Genomic DNA, 20,523 nt, shown 5'->3' on the forward strand with positions numbered 1-20,523 from the left:
GGGCTTCTAATAGAGAGAGAAAGGGTGTGGCTTTGATGATCGATCTGCTGTTCAGCCGCATTTTGACAGGTACTACACTCGGGTTTCACATCTTTTTCGCCACGCTTGGCGTCGGCATCCCGGTCTTGATCTCCTTGGCCGAGCTGATCGGGATTCGCAAGCAGGACCCGGAATACATCCTGCTCGCCAGACGCTGGTCGAAAGGCTTCGTCATCCTCGTCGCCGTCGGCGTTGTCACCGGCACGACGATCGGTTTTCAACTGAACTTGCTGTGGCCGTCCTTTATGGAGCTGGCCGGCGAATTGATTTCCCTCCCTTTTATGATGGAAGCGTTTGCGTTTTTCCTCGAAGCGATCTTTCTTGGGATCTATCTGTATACGTGGGGACGCTTCAAGAACCCCTATCTGCACTGGCTGTTCTCCTTGCCGGTGATTATCGGCTCGTCGATGTCGGCCGCCTTGATCACCACCGTCAACGCTTTTATGAACGCGCCGGCCGGCTTCCGCATCGAGAACGGCCACTTGGTCGACATCGACCCGCTGGCAGCGATTCTGAACCCGGCAACACCGAGCAAAGTGTTTCATGTGCTCTCGTCGTCCTATTTCACCACCGCCTGCGCCTTGGCTGCGCTGACCGCCTTTTTCATCCTGTTCCGCAAAAAGCGCATCTCCTACATGAAGAAAGCGCTGACCTTGACGATGAGCCTCGCCCTCGTCACGGGGATTCTGACCGCGATCGCCGGCGACGTGTCGGCCAAATACATGGCCGCCTACAACCCGGAAAAGCTGGCCGCTGCCGAAGCCCTTTTTGAAACGACAAAAGGCGCTCCGCTGCTCGTCGGCGGGCTGGTCGACAAGGAAACGCAGGAGATTCACTACAAGGTCGAACTGCCAAAACTGCTGTCCTTCCTTTCTTTCGGCGATTTTGATGCCGAGGTGCGGGGGCTGAACGCTTTCCCGCAAGAGCTGCAGCCGCCGGTGGAGATTCACTACATGTTCCAAGTGATGGTCGGCGCCGGGGTGTTCGGCATCCTGCTCTCCGCCCTGTTCCTCTGGGGGCGCTATACCTTCTCCAACTGGATGCTCCGGCTGGCGGTGCTGCTCGGTCCGGTCGGCATCGTCGGGATGGAATGCGGCTGGATCTTCACGGAGATCGGCCGCAAACCGTGGATCATCTACGGCGTGATGAAGATGGAAGACGCAGTCACTTCGATGACCGGGATTCGTGAGTATTTTTTCCTCTTTGTGCTGATTTATCTCCTGATCGCGCTGGCGACCGCCTTTGTGATGATCCGCTTCTTCCGCAAACGGCCGGTTGAGCAAGATCCGCACTACCTGAAGATCCACGGCGGAGGAGGGCTCCCGCGATGATGACGACACCTGAACTGGCGATCTCGCTGCTCTGGCTGTTTCTGTTCTCCTACATCATCTTGGCGTCGGTGGAGTTCGGCGCCGGGTTCCTGCTCTTCTGGGCGCGGCTGCGCAAGTGGCCGCACGAGGTGGAAGAGGTGATCGAAAAGTACCTCTCACCGTTTTGGGAAGTGACCAACGTCTTTCTGATCGCTTTCGTCGTCGGGCTGGTCGGCTTCTTCCCGCGCAGCGCTTACGTGTACGGGACGGTGCTGCTCTTGCCGGGGACGATCGCCCTGCTCTTGCTGATCTTGAAAGGCACGTTCTTCGCCTACTTCCACTACGCGAAAGTGCGCAGCAAGCTCGCCGTGTTTTTGCAGGCGGTGACGGGGCTGTTGCTGCCATTGGTGCTGGTCAGCATCATCCCCGTCTCAGAAGGCGGGTTTGTCGTCGAGCAGGACGGGAAGCTCCGGCTCTTGTTTGGCGAAGTGCTGAAAAGCCCGCTGCAGTGGACATTTGTGCTGTTCGCCCTGCTCAGCGTCCTGTTCGTGTCGGCCGTGTTCCTGCACTTCTACGCCGCCCGCGCCGGCAACACGGTCGCCCGGGAAAAATTCCGCCTGGTCGCCTTGAATACCGGACTGCCTGCGCTCGGCGCGGGGGCGTTCATCCTGCTCCCGCTCGCCAATCACCGCCCGGAACACTTTTTGGCGATGTCGACCGACTATTCGTGGCTTCTGCTGCTCTCCGGCTTCCTGTTCGTCAACGCCTACATGCTCCTGCAGCGCGGCAAATGGCCGGGGCTCAGCTTCCTGCTCGTGATCGGGCAATACGCGGCGGCAGTGGCGGCGTACGGGTATTCGCACATGCCGTATCTGCTCTATCCGATCCTGAACATCGAGGAGGCGTTCGTCAACCCGACGATGGCCACCTATCTGTTCTGGACGCTCGGACTCGGCTATCTGGTGCTGATCCCGGGTCTTTGCGTCCTCGCCTGGCTGTTCCTCTTCTCCGACACCTATGTCAAAGGCAAGACCAAAAACGTCTGACAGGACGAAAAGCGACCTCTCTTGGAAAAGCTATACGAGATTGAGGTCGTTTTTCGTTTTTAGAAGGGTCGACAAGCAGAAAATGGACGTGTATAATCGGTTACAACAGAAAATATCGAACATTGCTTCGTACCACATAATAAATCGTTCGCTATTTCAGGAGGATCGAGACGATGGCACAAGCATTCAAAGGCAAGCCGGTGGCAGACGCCATCCGGGCAGAAGTTACAGAAGTTGTGAACACCTTGAAAGCGCAAGGCCACACCCCAAAGATGGCGGTGCTGCTGGTGGAAGGCGACCCCGCTTCCTATCACTACGCGCAGGCGAAAGGCAAAGCGGCGGAGAAGCTTGGCATCGACTATGAACTGCACTCCTTCCCAAGCGATGTGAGTGAAGACGAGCTGCTCACCAGCATCCGGCAACTGAACGACGACCCGACAGTACATGGCATCATGCTGGAGCTGCCCCTGCCCAAGCACATCGATACGAAAAAAGCGACCTCGGCGATCACACCCTGCAAAGACGTGGACGGGCTGCATCCGCAGAACCTGCTCGCGACTGTCGCCGGCACGCCGGGCCTCTACCCGGCTACGCCGCAAGCGTGCATCCTGCTGCTCAAGCACTACGGCCACACCCTCGCCGGCAAAAACGTCGTGCTGGTCGGCCGCGGCGAAACGGTCGGGCTGCCGCTGATCCACCTGCTCTTGCGGGAAAACGCGACGGTCACCGTCTGCCACTCCCGCACCCCGGACATCGGCGCGCATCTGCGCAAGGCGGACATCGCCTTTGTCGCGGTCGGCCGCAAGAACCTCGTCACGAAAGACATGGTGCACCCTGACTTGCTGATCATCGACGCCGGCATCAACGAGACGGACGACGGCGGCATCACCGGCGATGTGGCACCGGACGTGATCGATGTGGTCGCCGGCATGTCCCCGACGCCGGGCGGCGTGGGGTCGGTCACCACCGCCCTCTTGTTCGCCAACCTGATGCAGGCGATGCGCTTGCAGAACCTGGGCACCAAGGAGGTCAACCTCAATGGCAACGTTTGATACAACCATCCGCTCCTTCCTCACCCAAGCGGCATCCAACTCCCCGACGCCGGGCGGCGGTTCGGTCGCCGCGCTGGTCGCGGCGCTCGGCGCCTCGATGACCTCGATGGTCGGCAACCTGACCCAAGGTGCCAAGTTTGCCGACGTCGAAGCGAACATGACGGCAGCAGTTGAACGGATGACCGCAGCGATCGGCCAGTTTGAGCAGCTGCTCGAAGCGGACATGGCTTCGTTTGACCGCTACATGGCCGCATTGAAACTGCCGAAAGACACCGATGAGCAAAAAGCGGCCCGCTCGCAGGCGCTGCAGGAAGCGTCGATCCACGCGACCGAAGTGCCGATGCGCCTCGCCCGGCTCTGCCTCGACGCGCTGCAGATTTCGGCGACCATTGGAGAGACGGCGAACAAAAACGTCATCTCCGACCTCGGCATCGCCGCCCTGCTGCTGGAATCGGCGGCGCAATCGGCACTGCTCACCGTCGACATGAACCTGCCCGGCCTGAAAGACCTCGAACGCAAATCGGCCTACGCAGCGGAGCGCGACGCGCTGTTGAACAGCATCACCCCGCTGAAAGACCAGATCGTCACCACCGTCCGTAAGCGTTTGGCTTAACAACAAAAGCCGCCTCTTCCTTGGGAAGAGGCGGCTTTCTCTTGGTCAGTAGAGGACCGTGTGCACGTCGGTCATGAAGCTCCAAGCTGCAAAGCCCATCACCAGCACGAACAGTCCCCCATAGAGCAGCGCATAGATTAGAAACGGCCCCCAGAACGCACGCGCTCCGGAGATCCCGTACAACTTCTGAATCGCCATCACGCGCACGATGACCATGTAGATGTGGCTGCCGAACGGAACCACATAGTTCAGGAGCGCAAAGATCAAGATCAGAATCGTCCAGAGCAGCGGCGGTTCCAGGCTGGGTGACACCGACTGCACCAGCACGCCGCCGAAAAGGGTCGCCAAGTACAGCAGTTGGACCGCTTGAGAGGGAATCCAGCTGATGCCGGCCGTATAAGGATGGATCAGCTGCAGTTGACGGCCTTTTTCCCGCCGCTCCTCAGTGTCGCGCGGATAGTAGGCGCCCGCAGACACTCGCAGCCCGAGGCGCACCATCCCGGAAAACCAATAGCGGGACACCGCATGGACGAGCCAGGATAGCAGAAACACCACCGGCACTGCCAACACGAGGAGCAAGGCCACGATCGCCTTCGGGATGCCGACGTTTTCCAGCGGGTCTTCGCGAATTTCCGGGACGGCCAGCACGAGGATGACCAGCCCGAGCACGACGAGCAGCATGATCAGCGCATCCAAGCAGGCGAGCAGGCCGGTCGCCCGCCAGGATTTCCTGAGATCGCCTTCAAACAGCAAATCATCCAACACGGCATGGGGCCGGAACAAGATCTGAAACAGGGAGGACAACGCGTTCAATGTGTACGCCTCCTGCGCTGCTTAGACCATGCTCGGATCGACGATCGCCGGGATCAACGCAAGCGCGGTCACAAACACGATATACAGTACAAACAAGACAACGTAGACGATCATGTAAGTGATAAACGGGCCGAAAAACGCTTTGGCAGCGGAGATGTTGTAGATCTTCTTCAGCGCAAACACGCGGACGACGATCATGTAGATGAACAGCCCCAAGGAGATCAGCTGCACGACCCCGCTCCAGATAAAGAAGCCGATGAACATCGTGATCATGTCGGTGGTCGGTTCACCGCCCATTTCGCTCATCTCGATCATTTCGATGAACGAGCTCATATCGAAGAACAGCGGCAGGAACAGCAAGCTGACCACCGACGCCAGCACGTAGATCCACATCGTGTACGGCTGGATCATTTCGACGAGGCGTCCCTTTTCACGGCGCTCTTCCGGGTCGGTCGGATACTCGCGGGAGGCGACCATGCGAATGCCCAGCACGACCAGCCATTTAAAGAAGAAACGGGACAAGATCAGGCTGACCACCGTCGAGAGAATCGCGACGACGCCGCCGATCACCCAGATCAGCATCAGCGCCGACGTGTCGATCCCTGCTTCGCCGTACGGATCGATCAGTTCCATCATGTCGTTGAACTCGCCGGTCATCCAGACCCCGACCCCGAGCAGCACCACCAGGTTGATGACGATCAGAAACCAGGTTGCGCCCCAGGACTGGCCGAATCTGCGCTCTTCGAGCAGCCGGTCGACCGTCTGTTGCGGGCGGAACAAAATGCTAAACATATTTCGCAGCAAGAAAGAATCCACCTTTCAGAAAATGAGTAAAAAGCATGATTTCAAGCTCAGTTTAGTATAGCATGAATTTTCTTTGACAAAAACGTAAAAAACCGCCTCATCCCCCAAAAGGTTGATGAGGCGGTACTTTTTTACATCCGCTGTGCGGCTTTGACGAACAGGAGCTCCGCGCCGTCCAGCCCGCAGACGGCGCACTCGACCAGGCGCGACTCCCCTTTGTAAGGGTGCGCCATCAAATCGTTTTGGTCGATGTACGCCAGCACTTCGCCAGTTTGCGGGTTCAGTTTGACCGACACCGGGTTCTGATCGCAGATGTGAAACCTCATCTTGTTGCGGCAATTCGGACATGCGTAAGGATTCAACTCGCTGCACCTCCATAGCAACTTCGGTACAGGTAGTATTTAGCAGCCGCTGCCGACCTATGCAGTTGTGTGCAAGCGCAAGAAAAAAGAGGGCCGCACGGCCCCCTTCCCCCGTGCTACGCCCGAACCAACTGCACCACTTCACCTAATGTGTCGTCGTCCAGGCGGGTGGCAAGACCGAGGAACATCTTGCGCGCGTCCTGATCCTCGAGTTTGGCATACATCGATTTGGACAGACCGAGTGTCGCGAACAGCTGGTTGAGCTCCATGCGCGGCAGCTCTTGCAGCCCGTCCCAGATCGCGTCCAGCGTGTTCTGCCTGTTGTCCATCATGCAGCACCCCTTTTCGCACAGGATGCTAGTTAGCTTTGCCTTTACTTCACCCAATTACCCGCCAGCGGGTAGCGGTAGTACTCGCCGTCAACGGCGCGGATGATCGCGATGATCGTGTAGACAAGCCCGGCGATCCAGATCACCGGCAAGAGCAGGAAACCGATCAGCAGGAGAGTCAAAATCCATGCGATCAGCGTCGCGACGATGATCGCAGCATGGAAGATGAGCGACTGTTTGGCATGGTGTTTGACATACGGGTCATCCTGTTTCACCAAGAGGACGATCACCGGGAGGATGATCGGCAAGAAGAAGTACGATACATGCGATAAGACCGCTAATACTTTGCTTTCGGTAGACACTAACAACAACGCCCCTTTCTGGTATGGTAATACATACGAGTCGGGGGCGTAAAAGTTTCATCTTTTCGTCAAAGTTAGTCCTGTTTCGCCATTGCGTCCGCTTAGGCTTCGACCGGTGCGAGGCGCGAGGTGAAGTGGCGCAGAATCTCCGGCTCGTACGTGAAACGCACGCCGCGGATCTGGTCTTTGCGCGCCATGATCTCTTTGAACGTATCGACGATAAAGTCCATGTGGTTGTTGGTGTACGTGCGGCGCGGGATGGTCAGGCGCAGGAACTCCATCGGCGAGATCAGTTCTTCGCGCGTCTCCGGGTCGCGGCCGAGCAGGAAGGAGCCGACTTCGACGCCGCGGATGCCGCCTTCCAGATACAGTTCGTTGGCCAGCGCCTGTGCCGGGAACTGCAAGTTCGGGATGTGCGGCAGGAGCGCTTTCGCATCGACAAACACAGCGTGTCCGCCGGTCGGATACTGGATCGGCACGCCGATCTCGCGCAGCTTCTCGCCGAGGTATTCGACCTGGCCGATGCGGTGTGCGAGATAGTCTTCTTCGACGCCTTCGCGCAGGCCTTGCGCCAGCGCTTCCATGTCGCGTCCGGACAGCCCGCCGTAGGTCGGGAAGCCTTCGAACGGCACGACGTAGGACTGGCATTTTTTGAACAGCTCTTCGTCCTCTTTGATCGCGATCATGCCGCCCATGTTGACCAGACCGTCTTTTTTCGCCGACATGGTCAAGCCGTCCGCGTAAGACAGCATTTCGCGGACGATCTCCGGCACCGATTTGTTTTCATAGCCGGTTTCGCGCTGTTTGATAAAATACGCGTTCTCCGCAAAGCGCGCCGCGTCGAAGAACAGTGCGATGTTATGCTTGCGGGCGATCTCGTGGACGCCGCGGATGTTCTCCATCGACACCGGCTGGCCCCCGGCCGAGTTGCAGGTGACGGTGATCAGGATGAAGGCGATGTTTTCGGCCGACTGCTCGGCGATGAACGCAGCCATCTTCTCGAGGTCGAAATTGCCTTTGAACGGATGGTAGGTCGAAGAGTCGTACGCGTCCTCGATGACGAAGTTGACCGCGCGGCCCTTGGCCAGCTCGATGTGCGCTTTCGTCGTATCGAAGTGCATGTTGCCGAGCACGTATTGCCCGGAGTGCTTGATCACCAGCGGGAACAGCACCTGTTCCGCCCCGCGTCCCTGATGGGTCGGGATCAGATATTTATAGCCCAGCACGTCCTGGACCGATTTTTCCAATTTATAAAAACTTTTCGAGCCGGCGTACGATTCGTCGCCGAGCATCATCGCGCCCCATTGCGCGTCGCTCATCGCTCCGGTGCCGGAGTCGGTCAGCAAATCGATATAGACATCTTCAGAACGCAGCAAAAACGGGTTGTATCCCGCCTCTTTCAGTTTCGCCACGCGCTCCTCTTGCGGGATCAAACGAATCGGTTCTACCATTTTAATGCGATACGGTTCTGCTGTGCGCATCTGTGTGATCTCTCCTTCAGCCCTATTCTGTTCACTGCCCCATAGTTTTTGCAAAAATCATGCCAACTACTTTGCCTTGATCTAGCGGGGGTGGGAGATGGTGTCTGCGCAGTTTTTGTATCAAATTGAGACGCATCGTCTCATTATGAGATTAGATATCCTCGGTCAGGTGGTATTTTTCTAATTTGCGATACAGCGTCGCGCGGGAGACGCCGAGGGCGACGGCAGCTTCTCCTTTGGTGACATACTTGCGCAGAGCATGGCGGAGCAGCTTTTCCTCCATCTCTTCGAGGGTGGGAAACGCGTCGCTGCATGTGAGACAGATCGGCTCTTCGCTGTGGCGGCCGGCGCGGTCGCCGAATCGTCTGGGCAGGTCATTCTGCTCGATCACGCCGTCCTCATCGAGGATCGCCGCCTGCTCCAGCACGTTTTCCAGCTCGCGGATGTTGCCGGGCCACGCGTAGCGTCGAAAGGCTTGCATGGCGCTCTGTCCGATCTTAAGTGGAGGCAAGCCGAGTTTCTTGGTGATCTTGCTCAGCGCGTGCACGGCGAACACCGGGATGTCCTCTTGCCGTTCGCGCAGGGACGGGAGGTGGATTGAGACCACTTCCATCCGGTAGTAGAGGTCTTCGCGGAACGTCCCGGCGGCGACGCTTTCGCGCAGGTTGTGGTGGGTGGCAAACAAAAAGCGCACGTCGACCTGCTTAGTGCCCGTTCCGCCGACGCGGCGAATCTCCTGAAACTGAATGGCACGCAGAAGTTTGGCCTGCAGGTGCAGACTCATATCCCCGACCTCATCGAGGAACAAGGTGCCGCCGTCGGCGAGCTCGAACAGGCCGGGGCGGCCGCCTTTCTTGGAGCCGGTGAAAGCGCCTTCTTCGTAGCCAAACAGTTCGCTTTCGAGCAACTGCTCCGGGATCGCCGCGCAGTTGATCGGCACGAACGGCTCCGACTTGCGCGGGCTCTGGTCGTGGATGTAGCGGGCGAGCACTTCCTTGCCGGTGCCGCTCTCGCCTTGGATCAGCACCGGAGACGAGACGCGGGCCGCTTTCGTGGCGAGGGCGAGCGCTCGTTGCATCGCTTCGCTTTCGCCGGTGATCATACCGCCGCGCCCTTCCGGATCGACGAGGCGGGCGAGTTGTTCGATCGTTTCGTTCGCTTGTGACAGCTGGCGGGCGAGGTTGTGCAGCTCTGTCTCATCTCGAAACACCGACACCACGCCGAGCAGCCGGCCGGCCTCCCGCACCGGCACGATGTTCGAGACGACCGGCCGTTCTCCGACTTTCGTTCGCACGCCGATCGCCGGTTCCCCGGTGACCAGCACGTCGAGGATGTGGGCGCTGGGGATCGCGTCTTTCACCTGCCGCCCGACCAGCTCTTCCCGCTTCAGCCCGGTGATCCGCTCATTCGCCGGGTTCACATAGACGATCTTCCCCCGGTCATCGATCGCCGCCACCCCGTCGTACACATGATCCAACACCGCAGCCGCCGTGTGCATCAGCTCGTTCATTCCCATGTCCGTCCCTCCTTCTCACTTCTGTTATTGTAGCAGATTCCTCAGCTGTATCGGGTACCAACGCGCACAGGGAAGTGGTATCATGGACAGCGAGGTGAACCCGAAATGTCTTATCAGGCGACAGTACACATCCAGCCGCGCGGGGAGCGGGCCATGCAGGTGGCGACCGCGCGGGTGGCGTTTTTGAATGGCGGGATGCAGTTGTTTGACGTGGAGACGCTGGACGGAATGCGCTGGGAAGGACCGATCGAAGCGGACGACATGGGGCGGATGCTGGAAAGCGCGTATCTCGTCCTGCTCGAAGACGGGCGCAAATACCGCGTGGCGGCGCAGGAGTTTAGCGACAGATGGTACACGCAGAGGCTGCCGCAATGATCCGTATCGTCTTCTTTGATGTTGATGGCACGCTGATGACAGACAAACAGATCCCGGACTCCGCCCGCCAGGCGATCTCTTTGCTGAAAGAGCATGCGATCATCCCCGTCCTCGCCACCGGACGTCCCGAATATGAGATGCATGCGGTCCGCGAGCAGCTCGGTATCGACTGGGCGGTCACCTGCAACGGCGCCCATGTCGGCCGGCACGGCCAAACGGTGACCGGCACGCCGTTTGCCAAAGAGCAGATTCGCGAGTGGGTCCGCCTGGCGCAGACCACGCCCGGCCACACCCTGCTGCTCTACGGCGGGCAAAACATCTACTCCACGCGCGCGATCGCCGACTGCCCGCACTTCACGGCGGCGGACCGCGAAATTGGCTTTTTGGAACCTTTGCCTTTCGAACAGGCGGAGACGCTCCCGGAGATCTACCAGTGCATCCTGTTCGCGCCGCAGGAAGAGGAGGCGCCTTATACGGCGCACCTGCAAGAGCAGCTCTATCTGCACCGCTGGCGGACTTCGGCGCTCGATCTCAACCCGCTTGGCGTCAACAAAGCAACCGGAGTGCAGAAGCTGCTCGACCACTTGAACATCCCGGTTGAGCAGGCGGCCGCGTTTGGCGACGGCAACAACGATCTGGAGATGATCGGGCATGTCGGACTCGGCATCGCCATGGGCAATTCCACCCCGGAACTGCTCGCCGTGGCCAAGCAAGTCACCCGGCACGTCCGGGAAGACGGCATTTTGCATGGCGTGCAGCAGTTCATCCTGAACCGGTCCTGCAGCCTGCGCACCTGACCAGACCAGCGCCACGCTCCTTCACAAAAAAGCCTCCGCGAAATATGCGGAGGCTTTGCTGTCTCTATTGCGCAAACGGAATCCCGATCGCAAACGTCGTCCCGACCCCTTCGGTGGAGCGCACGGTGAGCATGCCGCCGTGCCCTTCGATGATGCGGTGCGAGATCGGCAGTCCCAGACCGGTGCCGTGCTCTTTCGTCGTATAGAACGGCTCAAAGATATGCGACAAGTCTTCCGCCAGAATCCCCGGCCCCTCATCGATCACTTCGAACACCACCGCCTGGTTCTCCACCTTCACACGCAGCATCAGCGTGCCGCCCGGCGGCGTGACGTCAAACGCATTTTTGCACAGGTTGAGAAACACCTGCTTCATCTGTTGCACGTCGAGGTTCAGCCGCGGCAGATCGTCCGGCACCTCCACTTCGAGCATCACCCCGCGCAGGTTCGCTTCCGACTCGACCAGCCGCAGCACATCGGCCAAAAACGTCTCCGTGCAGACCGATTGCCGCTGCGGAGCCTGCGGGCGCGACACCATCAGGAAGTCTGACAAAATCGTATTTGCCCGGTCCAGCTCCGGGATCAAAAGCTTCACGGTCAGATCATGAAAATTGTCCGGCTGCACCGACTTCGAGGCAAACAGCTGCAAAAAGCCGAACACCGTCGTCAGCGGGTTGCGAATCTCATGGGCGATCCCGGCCGCAAACTGGCCGATCAGGGCGAATTTTTCATTGCGCATCATCGCCTCGCGCATCGCGAGCAGCTCGGTCTGGTCATCGATGATCAAAATGTAGCCGACCGGCTGACCCTGCGTGTTTTTGATCGGGTTGCCGTCGATGCGGATCGTCAGCGAGCGGCCGTTGATTTCGATCTTATATTCCAGATCGCGAATCGGCAGCCCGCGCTTCATCGCCGAGTTCAGCTTGGATTCGCTCATATCTTTGCCTGTGTAGCGGTTGTACAGATCGAGCAGCGACGTGCCCAGCACCTGCTCGGCAGCGAGGCCGAAGATCTCCTCCGCCTTTTTGTTGTAGGCGGTGAGCGAAAAGTCCTGATTCAAGATCAACAGCCCGCTGTTCATCGAGTTCAGCACGAATGAAAACTGCTTGTGCAGGTTATACAGGCGCTCTTTTTCTGTGACCGGCGAATAGAGAATCGTCATCGAGCCGTCGACTTCGCCCGTCTCGTCGAACAGCGGGATCATCTCTTTGTCGACCTGCTCCAAATCGTTGACCTTGCTCGGCACGTTGGCCCGCCAGCGGATGCGCTCGCCGTTCATCACCTTGCGCCAGATGTTCTCCGGCTCCGAGGAGCGGCTGAACATCTGCTTCAGCTCCGAACGCGTCTTGCCGATCACCTGGTCATACGACAGCCCGGTCGGATCGAGCGCGACCGAGTTGGCAAACTGCAGGCGGCCCTCCTTGTCATACACGACGATCGAAAACGGCAGGTGGTTCAGCACCTGATGACTGCGCGCAGCAATGGCCTGCTCGGCTACCTCCTGCTCGGCGCGATGAAAGCCGAGCACAATTTTGTTCATATACGTATTGATCTTAGCGGATATATAGAGTATTTTTCCAAACGCATCTTGTTCATGCAGTTTCAGCTGATGATTATGAAAGACGTGGTTCAAGATCGATTCCCGGAACATGTTGCCCATTTCCAACATGATCTCCAGTTGCAAACCGCGAGTTGCCAGCCGATGGCCGTACGCCCGTCCATATTCGAAAAACGGCTCCCAAGCCCCTTCGTTCCGCTCGCCGGTCGCGATGATTTCATCCACATAACCGACCAATTCCCGAATGTGTTGGGAGTATGTGAAGTACTCATCTTCATGCAGATAAGCACCCAGATCCTTCCAAAAAATTTTTAGGATTGATTCAACCACCATGTCTCCCCCCACACTTGGAAGAATTTACTCTTCTGTTAAATTTGACGCACAGCATATCAAATCCTTCCTGTAATGAGTAGGGATTAAAAAATCCCGTGTCCATTTAGGACCGGGATCTTACATTTGATCGCTGGTGCCAGCCGCAGGTTTGCGCTTGCGGGAGCGGCGGCGACGCTTTCTTTTTTTGGTTTCTGCTGCTGCCGGTGCGCCGTCCGGAGCCGACGTTTCTGCAGGTCTTTCCGCCGGGTCTGCTGGCGGCAGATCGGCCGGCTTGGCCGCCTCGGCAGGAGCTTTGGCTGCTGATTTGGCTGCAGAGGACTTGCGGCGGCGGGACGGTTTGTTCGCACCGGTGGCTGCCGGCGCGCTCTCCGGCTGCTTGCCGCTGTCCATCCACGCGCTGACCAGATAGTCCTCCCAACGCAGGTGGAAGCGCATGTCGCAGATGATGCGGGCGAGGCGCATGTTGTTTTCCACATGCTCACGGTGGCGCAGGATCAGCGCTTCCGTCTTGTTCTTGCTCTTTTCGATCTGCAGGAACTCCTCAAGATCCGGGTACTTCTCGATCACGCGCAGCACGTTCGGGCGGCGCAGGCCGGAGATGCCCTTGATGTTGTCGGTGCGGTCGCCGAGCAGCGACTTGATCGCCGGGATCTGCTCCGGCCCGACATCGAGCAGACTCTTCACATTGCGGTCGGTCACCCAAGAGCCGGTGAAGATGCCGTTGTTGATCAGGTAGAGTTGCGTTTTGGGCGTGACCAGCTGCGCCAAGTCCATGTCGCCCGACAGCAGGATCACTTTCTTGCAGCGCGGCAGTTCTTCCGCCCGCGCGGCGAGCGTGCCGATCAGGTCGTCGCCTTCGTGGTTCGACGCGTACAGGTAGGGGATGTTCTCCTCGCGAAACTGCGCGTAGATGCGCTGCTTCAGCGGATGGACTTCCTTCGGACGCTCGCGGCGGTTCGCTTTGTAGATCGGGGACAGCTGATGGCGGAAGTTGGTCGCATCGTTGTCAAAGATCACCACCATATGCGTCGGCCGAAAGCGCCTGGCCAGCTTTTTGATAATCTTGGTAAACTGCGAGGCGGTCTTCTCAACGATCTCGTCGGTCGCTTCCTCATAGTCCCCGCGCTTTTTCGCCTTGGCGATAAAGCGGTAGAGGACCGAGTACATGATATGATTGCCGTCAATCAGCAAAAGTTGCAATAGTATGGCCTCCAGTCTTACAGTTCGTCTTCAAGGTCTTCTAACATCATCAAGAGATCGGCGCGCAGCACATGGCCGACTTCTTCGATCGTCAGCTCGCGCACCGGCGTCGCCGCACCGTTCTGCACCACTTGCAGCAGCGCCTGCTCTCCTCGCAGCACCGCTTGGAACTGCACATCTTCGCTCAGGTGGCTGTATTCCACAAAGACCAGGCCGCTCCCGGTCTCCTCCGTCTGCTGCGGGGAACGGGTGCGCTCAAAATTCCCCATGCGCTCCGGCAGGGGCGTGTGCTGCATCACGGCAAGCAACTGTTCGTGTGTCATCTGTCTCGCGCTCCTCTCAAGCTTGGTCCGCTCGAATTCTCTCTCCCTCATTATGCGCCATTTATGTAAAAAAAGACAGCGTTTCATGACGCTGCCTTTCTCGTGTCATTTCCCAGGCTTATTTTTCCCGGTTCGTATGCTCTTCGGAGATTCCCGCGGTGTGCTGTTCCTGATGGGACAGGTACTGCTCGACGTTCTTCCAGATGTTCAGGTCGTTGATGATGCTGGCGATCTCGTAGATCTTCTCATACAGATCGCAGACGGTGTCCCAGTCGTCTTCCTGCGAAGCCAACAGCTGCTTCTCGTTGATCACCGCTTCCAGTACCTGCACGCGGTCGGGGATGCGTGCTTTGACGCGCTCCCATGTTTCGATCATCAGGGCCTGTTCATCGCGGCTGTACAGCGACCAGTCCTGCGCGAGCTGCGGCAGGGCGATGCCGAGGCGCTCATCGGGTACAAACTCCCATCCTTTGCTCATCCTTGTGCCTTCTCTCTTTTAGAAATGCGCCTTCGCCAAGTCGTCATAGACTTTGCGCGCCAGGATGTTCAGATCGCAGGCGATGCTGGCGTACTCCATCATCTCGTTGTTGAGTTGATGCATCTCCTCTTCATCCTTCGCGGAGTACATGCGCTCCAGCGCGTCCATCATCTGCACTTCCAGATCGGCCACGCGGTCGGTCAGTGCCGAGCAGATCAGCACCCATTTCGATCCGATGCGCTTCTGGTCCGCTTCCGAAAACTGCCCCCAGTGCAGATCGGGACGCAGCACGTAGATGCCAAGTCGTGTATCATAAGCAAAAGCCTCGGTAAACGGGCTTTGGTTAAATTCGTTCATCTAAAATCGCCTCCTGCCTCCTAGTATTTTAGAACTTACGTCGGCAGGGGTCAACGGTATCTATTACCGCCGGTTGATATTTTCCTGTACAATGATGAAAAAGGGGGCTGGAGTTATGAGAACGATCTATACCAACGGCACGATCTACACGATGGACGCGCAAACGCCGCAGGCGACCGCCTTGGCGATTGAGAACGGCCGCATTCTCGCGGTCGGCGATACGGAAGATATCCGCCTGCAGTACGGGCGCGCGGACGTCGAGGAGATCCACCTCGGCGGCGCGACGGTGCTGCCCGGCCTGATCGACAATCATTTACATGTCTCCAACCACGGCATCAAACTGTCCACGCTCGACTTCACGCCCGCGCAAAGCACCGCCGAGATGCTGAAGATGCTCCGCGAGTGGGTGATCAAGATTCCGCAGGGCGAATGGGTGGTCGGGACCGGCTGGAACGAAAACCAATTTTCCGACCGCCGCATTCCGACGCTCCAAGAGCTGAACGAAGCGGCGCCGAACCACCCGGTCTTTCTGACCCGCGTCTGCAACCACGCCTACCTCGCCAACACGCGGGCTTTTGAACGCACCGGCATCACGGCAAGCACAGCCGACCCGGCGGACGGCTCCTACGGCCGCGACGCGAACGGGGCGCTGAACGGCATCATCTATGAAAACGCGTCCCGCCCGCTGCAGAACGCGATCCCGAAGAAAAGCCGCGCCGAGTTGAAAGACGCCTTGCGCCGCGGCATCAAGCACGCCTTGGCCAGCGGTCTGACCGGCGTGCATACGGAAGACCTGCGCTACCTGAACGACTTTGAGACCACGTGGAGCCTGTACCGTGAGCTGGTGGTCGAAGAAGACCTGCGCCTGCGCAGCAACCTGCTGATCTACTACCCGCACCTCGACGAGCTGAAAGCGACCGGCCTGACCACCGGCGACGGCGATGAGTGGGTGAACATCGGCGCGTTGAAAATCTTCGCCGACGGCGCGATGGGCGGACGCACCGCGTTGATGACCCTCCCGTACGGCGATGCGCCAGGCACCTATGGCACGGCGATCCTGTCGCAGGAAGAGCTGAACCGGATCGCGGCAGCAGGTGCAGCGTACGGCATGCCGATCGCCGTGCACGCCATCGGCGACGGCGCAACCGACATGGTGCTGGAAGCGATGGAGAAACATCAGGTGCTCGGCCACCGCCACCGCCTGATCCACGCCCAAGTCCTGCGTCCGGAGCAGATCACGCGCATGCAGCAGCTCGGCGACCGTCTGGCGCTCGACCTGCAGCCGCGTTTCGTCACCTCCGACTATCCGTGGGTGCTGGAGCGCATCGCGCCGGAGCTGCACAAGACTTCCTACGCGTGGAAGACGCTGCTCGACGCAGGACTCCTGTGCGGCGGCGGATCGGACGCGCCGATCGAGCCGATCGAACCGCTGCTCGGCCTGCATGCGGCGATCACCCGCAGCGGCTACCAGCCGGAGCAGCGCCTGACCGCGCAGGAAGCGGTGCATCTCTTCACCGTTGGCGGCACCTACGCCACCCGCGAAGAGGATGTCAAAGGCACGATCACACCGGGCAAATTCGCCGACCTGACCATCCTCGACCGCAACATCATGACGGAGCACCCCGATGTGATTCTCGAGACGAACGTCATCCGCACCGTCATCGGCGGCACAACCGTATACGAAAAATAAAAAGTCCGGGAGGCAGCTCCCGGGCTTTTTTTGTTTCCTCTGTTTATCGATCCCAAGGTTTCTTCGGGTTGAACATCTCGGCATGCTTCTTGCTCTCCGCACGGCGGGCGCGGCGTGCATCGGCGCGTTGTGGAGCGCTGTCGTAGAGGTCTTTCTCCTCCGGGGTCTCCGGGATCACATGCGGCACCGGGGCGGGACGATTGTCCGGGTCGAGCGCCACAAATGTCAAAAACGAAGTTGCGCACAGCACACGCTGGCCGGTCAGCAGGTCTTCGGCGACGACTTTCACAAACACTTCCATCGATGTCTTGTGCGTCCAGGTGACGAAAGACTCCAGGCAGATCGAGTCGCCTTCTTTGATCGGGTTCAAAAAGTCCACCGAGTCGGTCGACGCCGTCACGACGCGCTTGCGGCAGTGGCGCATCGCCGAAATGGCGGCGATGTCGTCAATGTAGGCCATGACTTTGCCCCCGAACATCGTGCGGTGGGTGTTGGTGTCGGGAGGCAGCACGATACTTGCTTTTACCGCGCGGGATTCGCTTATTTTTTTTGCAGACAAATGCTCAGTCATCTCTATCTCCTCTTTTCCATCTCGACTCCTTTCCATTATATCCAATGCGTAGTATCCTCTGCATCTTTCTTATAATTCCAAACTTATTAGAGAATAACTAGTACATTTTAATCATAGACAAACCATGAATCTGTACTTAAACTTATTATATATTACTAATAACATAGAGGGGTGCATTCAAAATGAAAAAAACATGGCAAGCGGTGCTGGCAACGACCGCGCTCACATTGGCCCTCAGCACGACGCTGACCGGGGCAACGCAGGCAACCTCTGCACAGAATCTGTCCAAAGCGGACCATCTGGCCGATCTCGACGCAGCGTTTGCACAGGCGGCCGAAGAGTTTCAAGTGCCAAAAGAACTGCTGATGGCGCTGTCCTACTCCTTGACCCGCTGGCAGGACCACAACGGCGAACCGTCAAAAGACAACGGCTACGGCCTGATGCACATCGTGGAAAACGACAAGCAACAAGCGCTGGGCAAAGCGGCGAAAGGCCTCGGCCTCGCCAAGGCGGAGATTCAGAAAAACAAGCTCGGCAACATCCGCGCCGGCGCTTACCTGCTGGCCCAGTACCAAAAAGAGCTGAAGAAACCGCTGTCCGGCGATGTCAACGAGTGGTATGAAGCGGTCGCCAGCTATTTTGCCTCGCAGGACAAGGAGCTGGCCGTGCTGTTCGCCGACGATGTGTATCGCCTGCTCAAAGAAGGTGCAGCGCTGAACAAAGACGGCGAGACGCTGTCTCTGCCGGGGGACGCTGCGGTCGCGCCGGACAAAGGCGCGTATGCGGGCATCGTCTATGACGGCGTGACCACCGAGTCGGCCGATTATGCGCCGGCGATCTGGAATCCGGCGTACTCGGGCAACTACCAAGCGGCGTCCCGTCCCACATCGCATCCGATCAAACACGTCATCATCCATGACACGGAAGGCTCGTACGCGTCGGCGATCAACTGGTTCAAAGACCCGGCTGCCGGCGTCTCCGCGCACTACGTGATCCGCTCCAGCGACGGGCAGATCACGCAGATGGTCGCCGAAAAAGACATCGCGTGGCATGCCCGCAGCGCCAACTCGAACGGGATCGGCCTGGAGCATGAAGGCTATGCGAACCAGACCGGCTGGTACACCGATGCGATGTACCGCGCGTCGGCGGCGCTGGTGCGCAACATCTGCCAGAAGTACGGCATCCCGATGACCCGCGACTACATCCTCGCGCACAGCGAGTGGTACGGCAACACGCACACCGACCCGGGCAACAACTGGGATTGGAACTACTACATGTCGCTGATCACCGGCGTGGCGAAAAACTACTCCGTCGTGATCGTTGACAACCCGCAAGCGACCTTCTACGGCCCCGCCGAGTACTGGCGTTCCGTGACCGGCTACGGCCTCGGCAATGCGATGCGCTGGACGAAAGGCAACGGCACGACCGAAGTGAACTATTCCGTCTACCGCCCGAACATCCCGCAGGCGGGCAACTATGAAGTCAAAGTGTTCGTGCCGTCCAACTACGCGACATCGACGAACGTCAAATACACGATCACCTACAACGGCGGCTCGATCGTGAAAACGGTCAATCAAGCCAACTACGCCGACCAATGGGTCTCCCTCGGCACTTACAGCTTCGCCGCCGGCACCACAGGCACCGTCAAATTCGGCGATGCCACCGGCGACAACCTCTACATCGCCGCCGATGCGGTCAAGTTCATGGCCCGCTAAACGGCAGGCAGCAAAAAGCCGCTTCCGATTGGAAGCGGCTTTTTTATTCATGCACGCGGATCACGTGCTCTGTCCTTAGACGTACTACTCCACGATTGCCTTGATGTTCATGCGGACTACCCTTGGTTCACCTCAAACAATTCCAGCCACTCACCATCCGGACCCTCGAAGAACTTATACCGCGTGCCGTTGGGCAGGGTGGTGATCTCTTCGTCGATCCACTTGACGCCGTGCTTCTCAAGGCGCTCGATCTCCGCTTCGAGGTTGTCCACATTCAAGGCGAGATGATGGACTTTGCCTTCGCGCGGCAGGTCGGAGTTGTAGCCTTGGATCAGTTCCAGTTCCGTCTGCTCCGCCCCTTCGAAACCGAGGAACGCCAGCTCAATCACCCCGTTGGTATGCGTCAGCCGCCCGTTCAGCTCCATGCCGATCACTTCGGTGTAAAACTTGATCGATGCTTCAAGATCACGCACCATGATGCCCACGTGTTCAATTTTGCGAATTGCCATGTTAACGCCTCCTGCATTCGTTTAGCGATAAACTTCATTATAAGCCAAACCCTTCCTCCGTTGCCAGCCATTCCAGCCTCTCTCCTTCCCAAACCTGCCAATTCTCGTTAAAATGAAAAAAATCAGAAAAGCAAGGAGCGATCCCCTATGCAACCGATGAAACAGCTGATCGCCATGGGCGGCGGCGGGTTCTCGATGGAACCGGACAACCTGCTGCTCGACCGCTATGTGCTCCAGCAAGCGGGGAAAGACAAGCCGAAAGTCTGCTTCGTCCCGACCGCCAGCGGCGACTCTCCCGACTACACGGCGCGCTTCTACAAGTCGATGGGCGAACTGAACTGCGAGCCGTCACACCTGCATGTCTACAGACCGCCGTCCGCCGACCTCGAAGCGTATGTGCTGGACAAAGACATCATTTATGTTGGCGGCGGCAGCACCCGCAACCTGATCGTGCTGTGGCGCGAATGGGGCCTCGACCGCATCTTCAAGAAAGCGTGGGAAGAAGGCAAGATCCTGACCGGCCTCAGCGCCGGGATGATCTGCTGGTTTGAGCATGGAATCACCGACTCCAACTACGGCAAGCTAAGCCCCCTCCCCTGCCTCGGCTTCCTGCCCGGCAGCGCCTCGCCGCACTATGACGGCGAAGCGGAGCGCCGCCCGTCCTACCAGCGCATGATCCTCACAGGTGAACTGCAGGACGGCCTCGCTGCCGATGACGGCGCCGCGTTTCATTTTATCGGCACGAAGCTGCACCGCGTCGTCTCCTCGCGCCCGAAAGCAAAAGGCTACCGCGTCCAGAAAATCGGCGGCGCGATTCAGGAAACGATGCTCGACACCCAATACCTCGGCCACGGCTTCTAATGGTAACAAAACAACCCCGACTCCCTTGTTGC

Annotated in this window: 23 protein-coding genes; 9 read left to right on the forward strand and 14 right to left on the reverse strand. The window is 58.6% G+C overall.

Translation table 11 applies throughout. From position 1 onward, the window contains the following. Positions 1-35 precede the first annotated feature (35 nt). The 4 genes from EV586_RS08725 (at position 36) to EV586_RS08740 (ending at position 4,060) form a co-directional block, all read left to right on the forward strand. Positions 36-1,370 (forward strand): cytochrome ubiquinol oxidase subunit I, encoded by a 1,335-nt coding sequence (locus EV586_RS08725; RefSeq protein WP_243652989.1) that lies wholly within the window; start codon positions 36-38, stop codon positions 1,368-1,370. Further along, on the forward strand, positions 1,367-2,395 hold the full coding sequence (locus EV586_RS08730; RefSeq protein ID WP_132944715.1) for a cytochrome d ubiquinol oxidase subunit II: 1,029 nt from the start codon (positions 1,367-1,369) through the stop codon (positions 2,393-2,395). Before EV586_RS08725 ends, EV586_RS08730 begins: the two co-directional genes overlap by 4 nt. A gap of 173 nt (positions 2,396-2,568) precedes the next feature. Beyond that, positions 2,569-3,447 carry a bifunctional 5,10-methylenetetrahydrofolate dehydrogenase/5,10-methenyltetrahydrofolate cyclohydrolase gene (locus tag EV586_RS08735; protein ID WP_132944716.1) on the forward strand — a complete coding sequence of 293 codons (879 nt, stop codon included), beginning with the start codon at positions 2,569-2,571 and terminating at the stop codon, positions 3,445-3,447. Continuing rightward, entirely contained in the window at positions 3,434-4,060 is a 627-nt protein-coding gene (locus EV586_RS08740) for a cyclodeaminase/cyclohydrolase family protein (RefSeq protein ID WP_132944717.1), read from the forward strand. Before EV586_RS08735 ends, EV586_RS08740 begins: the two co-directional genes overlap by 14 nt. Before the next feature lie 45 nt (positions 4,061-4,105). Here EV586_RS08740 and EV586_RS08745 read toward each other — a convergent pair whose 3' ends face one another. The 7 genes from EV586_RS08745 to EV586_RS08775 all read right to left on the reverse strand — a co-directional run bounded on the left by EV586_RS08745 (position 4,106) and on the right by EV586_RS08775 (position 9,727). Next, positions 4,106-4,873 (reverse strand): hypothetical protein, encoded by a 768-nt coding sequence (locus EV586_RS08745; RefSeq protein ID WP_132944718.1) that lies wholly within the window; start codon positions 4,871-4,873, stop codon positions 4,106-4,108. A 21-nt stretch (positions 4,874-4,894) separates the two neighbouring features. Continuing rightward, on the reverse strand, positions 4,895-5,677 hold the full coding sequence (locus EV586_RS08750) for a hypothetical protein (RefSeq protein ID WP_132944719.1): 783 nt from the start codon (positions 5,675-5,677) through the stop codon (positions 4,895-4,897). Between the two features lie 131 nt (positions 5,678-5,808). Next, entirely contained in the window at positions 5,809-6,039 is a 231-nt protein-coding gene (locus EV586_RS08755; protein ID WP_132944720.1) for a hypothetical protein, read from the reverse strand. Between the two features lie 116 nt (positions 6,040-6,155). Continuing rightward, positions 6,156-6,368, reverse strand: a complete 213-nt coding sequence (locus EV586_RS08760) for a hypothetical protein (protein WP_132944721.1) — start codon at positions 6,366-6,368, stop codon at positions 6,156-6,158. 44 nt (positions 6,369-6,412) lie between these two features. Continuing rightward, positions 6,413-6,730 carry a DUF4870 domain-containing protein gene (locus tag EV586_RS08765; RefSeq protein WP_165898450.1) on the reverse strand — a complete coding sequence of 106 codons (318 nt, stop codon included), beginning with the start codon at positions 6,728-6,730 and terminating at the stop codon, positions 6,413-6,415. A gap of 101 nt (positions 6,731-6,831) precedes the next feature. Continuing rightward, positions 6,832-8,211 carry a tryptophanase gene (locus tag EV586_RS08770; RefSeq protein WP_132944723.1) on the reverse strand — a complete coding sequence of 460 codons (1,380 nt, stop codon included), beginning with the start codon at positions 8,209-8,211 and terminating at the stop codon, positions 6,832-6,834. 151 nt (positions 8,212-8,362) lie between these two features. Further along, positions 8,363-9,727 (reverse strand): sigma-54 interaction domain-containing protein, encoded by a 1,365-nt coding sequence (locus EV586_RS08775; RefSeq protein WP_132944724.1) that lies wholly within the window; start codon positions 9,725-9,727, stop codon positions 8,363-8,365. 105 nt (positions 9,728-9,832) lie between these two features. Here EV586_RS08775 and EV586_RS08780 point away from each other — a divergent pair, with 105 nt between their 5' ends. Both EV586_RS08780 and EV586_RS08785 read left to right on the forward strand, forming a co-directional pair. Continuing rightward, positions 9,833-10,102: a hypothetical protein gene (locus EV586_RS08780; protein ID WP_132944725.1), complete on the forward strand. Its 270-nt coding sequence runs from the start codon at positions 9,833-9,835 to the stop codon at positions 10,100-10,102. Then, positions 10,075-10,899, forward strand: a complete 825-nt coding sequence (locus EV586_RS08785) for a Cof-type HAD-IIB family hydrolase (RefSeq protein WP_132944726.1) — start codon at positions 10,075-10,077, stop codon at positions 10,897-10,899. The genes EV586_RS08780 and EV586_RS08785 overlap by 28 nt, the downstream gene beginning before the upstream one ends. A 64-nt stretch (positions 10,900-10,963) precedes the next feature. Here EV586_RS08785 and EV586_RS08790 read toward each other — a convergent pair whose 3' ends face one another. The 5 genes from EV586_RS08790 to EV586_RS08810 form a co-directional block, all read right to left on the reverse strand. Next, positions 10,964-12,784 (reverse strand): ATP-binding protein, encoded by a 1,821-nt coding sequence (locus tag EV586_RS08790; protein WP_165898452.1) that lies wholly within the window; start codon positions 12,782-12,784, stop codon positions 10,964-10,966. Positions 12,785-12,904: 120 nt separating this feature from the next. After that, a complete protein-coding gene (locus EV586_RS08795) occupies positions 12,905-13,987 on the reverse strand; it encodes a 5'-3' exonuclease H3TH domain-containing protein (RefSeq protein WP_132944728.1) in 1,083 nt (360 codons plus the stop codon). A gap of 17 nt (positions 13,988-14,004) precedes the next feature. After that, positions 14,005-14,310 carry a hypothetical protein gene (locus tag EV586_RS08800; RefSeq protein WP_132944729.1) on the reverse strand — a complete coding sequence of 102 codons (306 nt, stop codon included), beginning with the start codon at positions 14,308-14,310 and terminating at the stop codon, positions 14,005-14,007. Positions 14,311-14,428: 118 nt separating this feature from the next. Next, positions 14,429-14,788, reverse strand: a complete 360-nt coding sequence (locus EV586_RS08805; RefSeq protein WP_207893878.1) for a hypothetical protein — start codon at positions 14,786-14,788, stop codon at positions 14,429-14,431. 18 nt (positions 14,789-14,806) lie between these two features. Next, positions 14,807-15,145, reverse strand: a complete 339-nt coding sequence (locus tag EV586_RS08810) for a hypothetical protein (RefSeq protein WP_132944730.1) — start codon at positions 15,143-15,145, stop codon at positions 14,807-14,809. Positions 15,146-15,260: 115 nt separating this feature from the next. Here EV586_RS08810 and EV586_RS08815 point away from each other — a divergent pair, with 115 nt between their 5' ends. Continuing rightward, positions 15,261-16,835, forward strand: coding sequence for an amidohydrolase (locus tag EV586_RS08815; RefSeq protein ID WP_243652990.1), 1,575 nt, complete (start codon positions 15,261-15,263; stop codon positions 16,833-16,835). A 43-nt stretch (positions 16,836-16,878) separates the two neighbouring features. Here EV586_RS08815 and EV586_RS08820 read toward each other — a convergent pair whose 3' ends face one another. Next, the gene (locus EV586_RS08820) at positions 16,879-17,406 is read right to left on the reverse strand and encodes an acyl-CoA thioesterase (RefSeq protein ID WP_132944731.1); all 528 of its coding nucleotides are present in this window, start codon (positions 17,404-17,406) and stop codon (positions 16,879-16,881) included. Between the two features lie 182 nt (positions 17,407-17,588). Between EV586_RS08820 and EV586_RS08825 the strand changes: the two genes are divergently transcribed. Then, entirely contained in the window at positions 17,589-19,121 is a 1,533-nt protein-coding gene (locus EV586_RS08825) for an N-acetylmuramoyl-L-alanine amidase (RefSeq protein ID WP_132944732.1), read from the forward strand. Positions 19,122-19,237: 116 nt separating this feature from the next. Here EV586_RS08825 and EV586_RS08830 read toward each other — a convergent pair whose 3' ends face one another. Continuing rightward, positions 19,238-19,630, reverse strand: coding sequence for a VOC family protein (locus tag EV586_RS08830; RefSeq protein WP_132944733.1), 393 nt, complete (start codon positions 19,628-19,630; stop codon positions 19,238-19,240). Between the two features lie 156 nt (positions 19,631-19,786). Here EV586_RS08830 and EV586_RS08835 point away from each other — a divergent pair, with 156 nt between their 5' ends. After that, on the forward strand, positions 19,787-20,491 hold the full coding sequence (locus EV586_RS08835) for a Type 1 glutamine amidotransferase-like domain-containing protein (RefSeq protein ID WP_132945276.1): 705 nt from the start codon (positions 19,787-19,789) through the stop codon (positions 20,489-20,491). The last annotated feature ends 32 nt before the right edge of the window (positions 20,492-20,523 follow it).

It is taken from the genome of Tumebacillus sp. BK434, from assembly GCF_004340785.1.
Classification (GTDB): domain Bacteria; phylum Bacillota; class Bacilli; order Tumebacillales; family Tumebacillaceae; genus Tumebacillus_A.